This window comes from Streptomyces turgidiscabies Car8, assembly GCF_000331005.1.
In the GTDB taxonomy this organism is placed as follows: domain Bacteria; phylum Actinomycetota; class Actinomycetes; order Streptomycetales; family Streptomycetaceae; genus Streptomyces; species Streptomyces turgidiscabies.
On the sequence record NZ_AEJB01000354.1, the window covers coordinates 1 to 8,714 of the forward strand.

Here is an 8,714-nt window from a genome sequence, read left to right on the forward strand (position 1 = left end):
CCCCTGGCATTCACCCGAGGGGTACTCGGGAGACTGTGGCGACCGCAGCGCTGGTGGTTACGACGCGACCTGCGTCGCCACCAGGCTGGAGAAGGTGGTCAGCCGGGTGTAGACCCCGGGGTAGCCGGCCGCCGCGCAGCCCTCTCCCCAGGAAGTAATACCTGCCAGGACGCCGCCGATCATCAGCGGGCCGCCGCTGTCGCCCTGGCAGGTGTCAACGCCACCGGCTGTGTAGCCGGCGCAGACCATGTCGCTCGCGATGTAGCTGGAACCGTACGAGCTGGAGCAGCTGGAGTTGGAGACGGTCGGGACCGTCGCCGTACGCAGCTGGTTGGAAGAGCTCCCGTTGGAGGAGGTGGTGCCCCAGCCGATGATGCGGGCCGTGGTGCCGGCCGCGTACACACTGGTCTGGGACGAGGTGACGTACGACGCCGTGGTGTACGGCATCGAGGTGGCGAGGGTCAGTACGGCCACGTCGTCGCCGTTGGTGGCGTCCGTGTAGCTCGGGTGGATCCAGATCTTGGTGACCTTGCTGACGGTGCCGTTCGTGCCGTTGAGGTAGGTACGGCCGCCGACGACTCTGACGCTGCTCGTCGTCTCGCCGACCATGCAGTGGGCGGCGGTCACGACCTTGGTCGCCGAGACGAGGGTGCCACCGCAGAACTGGTTCTGCGAGGCGTCCGTGATCTGCATGACGTACGGGTACGCCGACGCGGTGGTCGTCGTACCGCCGACGATGGGCTGGGGTGCGGCGACCGCCCCGGGGGCGGCGATCAGCGCGGTCGATGCGGCGGCGGCGGTGGCCACCAGAACTGCGGCGGCCTTCTTGGCACGGGCGAGCCCGAACATGGGTTCTCCTCTTGTGGGGATTGCCGGTGGGGGGACGCGCGGGTGGGGGGTCGTGCACGGAGCCCTGGGGGCGGCTCCGTATGCCCGGCGTGCGGCACATCCACAAGGTAGGAGCCGGATAAGGCCCCTCCCAATGAGGGAACCCCCTAGGGGAGTTGGGGGAGGGAAAACCCTCGGTCGTACGGGGTCGACGGCACGGTACGGTGAGAGCGCAAGGATGGATCGCGCGCAGGCACACGACCGTACGGCGGGTACGCGGGCGTCAACGGCGGGTACATGGGCGTCAGTTGGTGTGGCGTCCCGCCGCCAGCCGGACGATGTCCACCCGGGACCGGATCCCCAGCTTCCGGTACACCCGGGTGAGGGTCGCCTCGACCGTCTTGACGCTGATGAACAGGCGCCCGGCGATCTCGCGGTTGGTCGCGCCCTCCATGACGAGCGCCGCGACCTGACGTTCCATCGCGGCGAGCCCGTCGAGCGCGGCGGCGGCCTGTGGCTGCTGAACGAGGGGCTGCGGGGCGGGGGTCGGCACGGTGGCCGCGTCCACCCGGCGCAGCCAGGGCAGTGCGCGGGAGCGTCTGAACAGACGTGCCGCCTCGTCGTACGAGGTAGGGGCGGGGACGGATCCGGGCCCCGGCGGTCCGGTGCGCAGCTCGGCCAGGGCGAGGGCGGCCCGCGCCTCCTCGAGTCCGTAGCCCAGCTTGGCGAGCCGGTCCTGCGCGGACGTCAACTGGGCGACAGCGGCATCGTGTTCGCCACGCGCGGCGCGCACCATCGCCTCGGCCCGGTCGAGCACCGCGAGCACGCTCTCGCGCCCCAGCCGCAGCGCGTGCGCACGGGACACGTCGATGACCTCCTGCGCCTCGGCCAGCTCGCCGACGCGGACGAGCGCCTCCGCGAGGTCACCCTGCCAGCGTCCGCGTGCCGGGTCGTCGACGCCGAGATCGTGCTCCAACTCCCTTGCCCTGCGCAGTGACTGCACCGCGCCCGGCGCGTCCCCGGCGACCAGCCGGGCGTACCCCAGGGCCGCTTGGGCCCGGGACAGATAGATCAGGTCACCGTTCTCCTCGGCGTGCTCGACGGACTCGCGGGCCAGTGCCAGCGCCCGGTCCACGTCACCGCCGGACGCCTCCGCCAGGGCGGCGAGCATCGCGGAGGCGACCTCGCCGATGCCGGTGTCCCGGGCCAGCCGCAGACTCTCCCGGGCCACGTCCAGTGCCCGGCCGCAGTGCCCGCAGCGCAGTTCGGTCTCGGCGAGGCCGCGCAGGAAGTGCACCTCGCTCTCGACCGACCCGCGCCGGCGCACCTCGCGCAGCAGGGTGGTGATGGTGGCCCGCGCCTCGGGCAGCTGGTCGCTCATGATCAGCCACCGGAAGCGGGCCGACCCGATGCCGTTGTGGTGGACGGTCACCTGCGGGTCCTGGGGCTCCTTCAGTGCGCGCTTGATGGTCGCGGGCGCGTCCGGGTGGCCCATCAGGGTCTCGGTCTGGGCCTGGAAGGAGAGCGACATCAGCTCCGTGTGCCGGTCGCCGCCCTGTGCGGCGAGCTCCGCCGAACGGGCCGCCTCCTCACGACACTCGGCGAAGTCGCCCTCCACGAGCAGTGCCCGCCAGGCCAGTTGGTAATGGATCAGGGCGAGCAGCCGCGGGTCGTCGCCCGCGTCGGCCAGCGCCTGCGGGAAGACGGCGTCGACCTCCGTCATGGCGTGGCCCGCCGTGTCGATCACGATGATCCAGGCTCGTACGCGTTCGGCGGGCACCGTGGTCCGGGCGAGCACCTGGCGGGCGACGTCCCGCGCGAGGTCCAGCTCGCCCGCGGTGATCGCGTCCTCGGCGGCCCGCAGCCGGTGTTCGTCGGGGTTCGGCACGCTGTCCGCCGGGGTGTACCGGGCGGCCAGCAGCCCGAGCGAGGAGGCCACCGTCGGTGCTCCTCGGTCCCGGGCCAGCGCGGCGGCCTCGGCGAGACGTGCGGCCACCTCCGGATCCGTGCCGTCGGTGGCGAGGGCGAGGTGCCGGGCCCGCTCGATGGGGTCGGACGCGGCCGTGGACAGCGCGGCGTGCGCGGCCCGGCGCTCCTGGGCGCTGGCCTCCGCGTACAGCGCGGCCGAGACGAGGGGATGCGCGAACCGTACGGCCGGGCCCTCGGGCTCCGTCGCCAGCAGTCCGAGGGCGGCGGCCTGGGCGGTCTCGGACTCGGCGTTCTTCCGGCCGGCCGCGTGCAGCAGGGCCAGCGTCGGGCGGGCGCCGGCGCTCACCACGAGGAGGGTGCGGCGGGCGTCGTCGGACAGCATCTCCAGGCGGCTGAGCACCAGCGCGCGCAGCGAGGTCGGCACCGGCAGCGGCTCGCCCGGGCGCGGGGGCGTGGGGTTCTCGGCCAGGGCGCGGCCCAGTTCGAGGGCGTACAGCGGGTTGCCTGCGCTGGTGCGGTGGATCTCCCGCACGGTCGAACGCGGGAGGTTGTAGCCCCGGTGTTCCAGGAGTGCCTCCACCTGGGCGCGGGTCAGCGGGTTCACCCGGACCGCCAGGGTGTCCGGCGTGGACGCGCGTAGATAGCGGTCGTACTCCTGTCCGTCCGTCCGCCCCGCGAACATCATCCGGACCGGGTCGTCGCCCAGCCGCCGGGCGGCGAACCCGAGGAGTTCGGTGCTGGCGGTGTCCAGCCACTGGAGATCGTCCGCGACGACGAGGACGGGGCCCTTGGCGGCCAGCGCGCGCAGCGCCGACAGCACCGCGAGCCGCAGGGCGAGGCCGTCGCGCTGGAGCGTGGACTCGCCACGGCCGGTGAGCGCCGACTCCAGGGCGACACGCTGGGCGACGGGCAGCTGGCCGGCCACCTCGTCGAGGGCGAGACCGAGAAGATCGGCGAGTGCGAGGAAGGGGAGATGGGATTCGGACTCCGTGGCGGAGCAACGCAACACGGTCCGTGCCGATTCGCCGTATTCCGCGGCCAATGTCCGCAGGACGGTCGACTTTCCTATTCCGGCCGGTCCGTGCAGCAGCACGCTGCCGCCGCGCGACAGTTGCTCGCGCGCCCCGATGAGCGCTTCTTCCCGGCCGATGAGCAGGTCAGAGCGGCATCGGCCAGGCTCCTGGAAGTCCCGTCGCACGGTCACCGCTCCCCTCCTGTGTCGTGTGGGCCCCAATATTAGGCAACAGATCTTTGAATTTCGGACCGGCGACGTGGTGAGCCGAATAACAGGACGGTTGAGGCATCGGAAAATTCAAGTCACAAGTGAATGAATACACCGTATACGTGTGCGGAGCGTGACGACAGACCTCGGCGCGGACCGGCGATACCCCGGGGCATATGGCGGGCCTCAGGGCAGCAGCCCCGCCCGCCGCGCCGCCACGACAGCCTCCCCACGCGAGTGGGCGCCGAGTCTGCGCATCGCCGAGCGCAGATACCCCTTCACCGTCTCCGGGCGCAGCCCCAGCCGCTCCGCGGCGACCGCGTTCGAGGCACCCGAGGCGACACACGCCAGGACGTCCAGCTCACGCGGCGCCAGCTCGGCCCCGTCCACCGGCCGCCCCGGGGCCAGCAGACCGCACGCGTCGAGCAGCGCGTCCCGCAGCTCCGGATCGGTGATCCGCGGAGCCAGCGCACGCAACGCCGCATGCGCCTCCCGGACCTGCTCCCACGCCCCGTCGCCCGGCCCCCGGGCACCGGCGGGCTCCGGCCGCGCCACCGCCAGCAGCTCCCGCGCCTGGTCCCGTACGACGAGCGCCTGCTCCACGTCCCGGGCCGCCTCGACCGTCGCGCCGATCATGCGGTCACCCAGGGGCAGAGCGGTGCGCAGGGCGCCGTACAGCACTCCGCGCACCCGGCGCCGTACGACGACCGGGACCGCCACCACGGAGCGCAGGCCCTCGGCGGCCACCGGGATGTCGTACTCGTGGCTGATCTGCCGCGAGACGGAGTAGTCCGTCACCGCGCACGGGCGGGCCAGGGCCACGGCCTTGCCGCCCAGGCCGTTGCCCGCGGTCACCGCGAGCGCGCGCAGCGCCTGGGTCGAGGTGCCGCTCAGTTCGCTGATGCGCATGTGCCGGCGCCCGGTCTCCACCAGCCCGCCGAAGGCCACCGGCAGCCCGGTCACCCGCCGCAGCCGGGCCAGCGCCCGCCGCACCTCAGTCGCCTCAGCCGTGTCTGCTGCCACGTCATCGCCCCTTCGTCGCGGCCCGCTCGTGGTGTTCGCCGGTCGTACGTCGCACTCACCCCCGTTCGGGGGTAGTGAGACCTGCATCACGGATTACACGATGTCAGAGTGTCGCCGGGCAATGGTCCGGGATCGAGGAGGACTGATGACGACGGTGACCGAGCAGTTCCGCGAGGCGCGGGACTTCCTGCTGACCCATCGCGAGGACTACGCCACCGCGTACGAGGGTTTCAGCTGGCCGCGCCCCGAGCGCTTCAACTGGGCCCTGGACTGGTTCGACGTCATCGCGGACGGGAACGACCGCACCGCCCTGCACATCGTCGAGGAGGACGGCTCCGAGGCCAAGGTGTCCTTCGCCGAGATGTCGGCCCGCTCCAACCGGGTCGCCAACTGGCTGCGCGGGCTCGGAATCCGCCCCGAGGACCGCGTCCTCGTCATGCTCGGCAACCAGACCGAGCTGTGGGAGACGGCCCTCGCCGCGATGAAGATCGGCGCCGTCGTCATTCCCGCCACCCCACTGCTCGGCCCCGCCGATCTCCGCGACCGGGTGGACCGCGGCCGGGTCTCCCACGTCCTGGTCCGCGCCGAGGACACGGGCAAGTTCGACGAGGTCCCCGGCCGCTACACCCGGATCGCGGTGGGCGGCGCCCCCGAGGGCTGGCAGCGGTACGAGGACGCGTACGACGCGCCCGCCGAGTTCACGCCCGACGGGCCGACCCACGCCGACGACCCCCTGATGCTGTACTTCACCTCCGGCACGACCGCCCGGCCCAAGCTCGTCGAGCACACCCACGCCTCGTACCCGATCGGGCACCTGGCGACCATGTACTGGATCGGCCTCAAGCCCGGCGACGTGCACCTGAACATCTCCTCGCCCGGCTGGGCCAAGCACGCCTGGTCCAACCTCTTCGCGCCCTGGATCGCCGAGGCCACCGTCTTCATCCACAACTACACGCGCTTCGACGCCACCCGGCTGATGGCGGAGATGGACCGCGCGGGCGTCACCTCCTTCTGCGCCCCGCCGACCGTCTGGCGCATGCTCATCCAGGCCGACCTGACCCAGCTGCGCACCCCGCCGCGCGAGGTCGTGGCCGCGGGGGAGCCGCTCAACCCCGAGGTCATCGAGCAGGTGCGCCGCTTCTGGGGCGTCACCATCCGGGACGGCTTCGGCCAGACGGAGACCGCCGTCCAGGTCTCCAACAGCCCCGGCCAGCCCCTGAAGACGGGCTCCATGGGCCGCCCGAGTCCCGGCTACCGGGTCGTCCTCCTCGACCCCGTCTCGGGTGAACCGGGCGCGCCCGAGGGGGAGATCGCGCTCGACCTCTCCACCCGCCCGGTCGGCGTGATGACCGGCTACCACGGCGACGCCGACCTGACCGCGGAGGCGATGGCCGGCGGCTTCTACCGCACCGGGGACATCGGCTCCCGCGACGCGGGCGGCTACATCACCTACGTGGGCCGGTCCGACGACGTCTTCAAGGCGTCCGCCTACAAGATCTCCCCCTTCGAGCTGGAGAGCGCGCTCCTTGAGCACGAGGCGGTCGCGGAGGCCGCCGTGGTCCCGGCGCCGGACGAACTGCGCCTGTCGGTACCGAAGGCGTACGTCGTGCTCGCGGCGGGCTGGGAGCCGGGGCCCGACACCGCGAAGGTGCTGTTCGAGCACAGCCGTGAGGTCCTCGCCCCCTACAAGCGGCTGCGCCGGCTGGAGTTCGCCGACCTGCCCAAGACCGTGTCCGGCAAGATCCGCCGGATCGAACTGCGCGAGGCGACGGCGGCGGGTTCGGACAGCGAGTACCGCGAGGAGGACTTCCGGTGACTTCCTACGCCCACGGGACCAGCGGCACCCCGCTGTTGGGAGACACGATCGGCGTCAACCTGGACCGGGCCGCCGCGAGGTGGCCCGATCGTGAGGCGCTGGTCGACGTACCCTCCGGCCGACGTTGGACGTACGAGCAACTCGGCTCGGACGTCGACGAGTTGGCGTACGCGATGATCGCGAGCGGCATCGCCGCAGGCGACCGGGTGGGCATCTGGGCGGTCAACTGCCCCGAATGGGTGCTGGTCCAGTACGCCACCGCGCGGATCGGCGCGGTCATGGTGAACATCAACCCGGCCTACCGCACCCACGAGGTCGAGTACGTCCTCAACCAGTCGGGGAGCTCGCTGCTCTTCGCCTCCCTCGGCCACAAGACGAGTGACTACCGGGCGATGGTCGGGGAAGTGCGGGGCAGATGCCCGCAGTTGCGGGAGACCGTGTTCATCGGGGACCCGAGCTGGGACGCGCTGCTCGCGCGCGGCACCCCGGTTCCGTTCCCGGAACTGTCCTGCGACGACCCGATCAACATCCAGTACACCTCGGGCACGACCGGCTTCCCCAAGGGGGCCACGCTCTCCCACCACAACATCCTCAACAACGGTTATTTCGTGGGGGAGTCGATCTCCTACACCGAGCAGGACCGGGTGTGTGTCCCGGTACCCTTCTACCACTGCTTCGGCATGGTGATGGGCAATCTCGCGGCCACCTCGCACGGCGCGTGCGTCGTGATCCCCGCCCCGTCCTTCGAACCGGCGGCGACCCTGCGGGCGGTGGCCGAGGAGCGCTGCACCTCGCTGTACGGCGTACCGACCATGTTCATCGCGGAGCTGAACCTCCCCGACTTCGCGACGTACGACCTGTCGTCGCTGCGCACCGGCATCATGGCGGGCTCGCCCTGCCCGGTCGAGGTGATGAAACGGGTGGTCGCCGAGATGCACATGGCCGAGGTGTCCATCTGCTACGGCATGACGGAGACGTCCCCGGTGTCGCTCCAGACGCGCCGGGACGACGACCTGGAGCACCGCACCGGCACGGTCGGCCGGGTCCTGCCGCACATCGAGGTCAAGGTCGTCGACCCGGCGAACGGAACCACCCAACCGCGAGGCACGGCAGGAGAGTTGTGCACCCGGGGCTACAGCGTGATGCTCGGCTACTGGCAGGAGCCCGAGAAGACCGCCGAGTCGGTCGACCCCGGCCGCTGGATGCACACCGGCGACCTCGCGGTGATGCGCGAGGACGGTTACGTCGAGATCGTCGGCCGCATCAAGGACATGATCATCCGGGGTGGCGAGAACATCTACCCGCGCGAGATCGAGGAGTTCCTGTACGCCCATCCGAAGATCGCCGACGTCCAGGTGGTCGGAGTGCCGCACGAGCGGTACGGCGAGGAGGTCCTGGCCTGTGTCATCCCGCACGAGGACACCGAACCGCTCACCCTCGCCGAGCTACAGGCCTTCTGCGAGGGGCGGTTGGCCCACTACAAGATCCCGAGCCGGCTGCGGGTGCTGGACGCCTTCCCGATGACGGTGTCGGGGAAGGTGCGCAAGGTGGAGCTGCGCGAGAGGTACGCCGGGGAGTGAGGGGGTCACTGCCGCCGGGGTGGGTTCGGCTTCGGCGAGCAGGGGCCGTGAGGGGTCGTCGGGTCGCTGTGGCGTCGTCGTGGCTGGTCGCGCGGTTCCTCGCGCCCCTTGGGGGTGCCGCTGGGTCGTTGTGGAGTTTGCTGGACGCGCTCATGTGCTGCGTCGGCGCGGCCGTGGGGGTTGTCGGGTCGCTGTGGCGTCGTCGTGGCTGGTCGCGCGGTTCCTCGCGCCCCTTGGGCCGGCCTGTTCGGGGGTCTCAGGCGCCGGTGGCGTCGAGGTCGTCGGCCGGGGTGTTGACCGGCTGGGGGGTGCCGGT

The 8,714-nt window shown here is 71.7% G+C and carries 5 protein-coding genes; 2 read left to right on the forward strand and 3 right to left on the reverse strand.

Going from position 1 to position 8,714, the window contains the following annotated elements:
- Nucleotides 1–57: 57 nt before the first annotated feature.
- From STRTUCAR8_RS23710 to STRTUCAR8_RS23720, 3 genes are all read right to left on the reverse strand, one after another.
- Nucleotides 58–849, reverse strand: a complete 792-nt coding sequence (locus tag STRTUCAR8_RS23710; protein WP_006378497.1) for a S1 family peptidase — start codon at nt 847–849, stop codon at nt 58–60.
- A 283-nt stretch (nt 850–1,132) separates the two neighbouring features.
- Nucleotides 1,133–3,961 (reverse strand): helix-turn-helix transcriptional regulator, encoded by a 2,829-nt coding sequence (locus tag STRTUCAR8_RS23715; protein WP_006378494.1) that lies wholly within the window; start codon nt 3,959–3,961, stop codon nt 1,133–1,135.
- Nucleotides 3,962–4,165: 204 nt separating this feature from the next.
- Nucleotides 4,166–5,002, reverse strand: coding sequence for a response regulator transcription factor (locus STRTUCAR8_RS23720; protein ID WP_006378496.1), 837 nt, complete (start codon nt 5,000–5,002; stop codon nt 4,166–4,168).
- A gap of 145 nt (nt 5,003–5,147) precedes the next feature.
- Between STRTUCAR8_RS23720 and STRTUCAR8_RS23725 the strand changes: the two genes are divergently transcribed.
- Both STRTUCAR8_RS23725 and STRTUCAR8_RS23730 read left to right on the forward strand, forming a co-directional pair.
- Nucleotides 5,148–6,818, forward strand: coding sequence for an AMP-binding protein (locus STRTUCAR8_RS23725; RefSeq protein ID WP_006378499.1), 1,671 nt, complete (start codon nt 5,148–5,150; stop codon nt 6,816–6,818).
- Nucleotides 6,815–8,398 (forward strand): AMP-binding protein, encoded by a 1,584-nt coding sequence (locus STRTUCAR8_RS23730; RefSeq protein ID WP_006378498.1) that lies wholly within the window; start codon nt 6,815–6,817, stop codon nt 8,396–8,398. Before STRTUCAR8_RS23725 ends, STRTUCAR8_RS23730 begins: the two co-directional genes overlap by 4 nt.
- The last annotated feature ends 316 nt before the right edge of the window (nt 8,399–8,714 follow it).

Bases quoted from the DNA above. Each gene is read 5' to 3' on its own strand.
- STRTUCAR8_RS23710 (WP_006378497.1), bottom strand. From the start codon at position 849: ATGTTCGGGCTCGCCCGTGCCAAGAAGGCCGCCGCAGTTCTGGTGGCC.
- STRTUCAR8_RS23725 (WP_006378499.1), top strand. From the start codon at position 5,148: ATGACGACGGTGACCGAGCAGTTCCGCGAGGCGCGGGACTTCCTGCTG.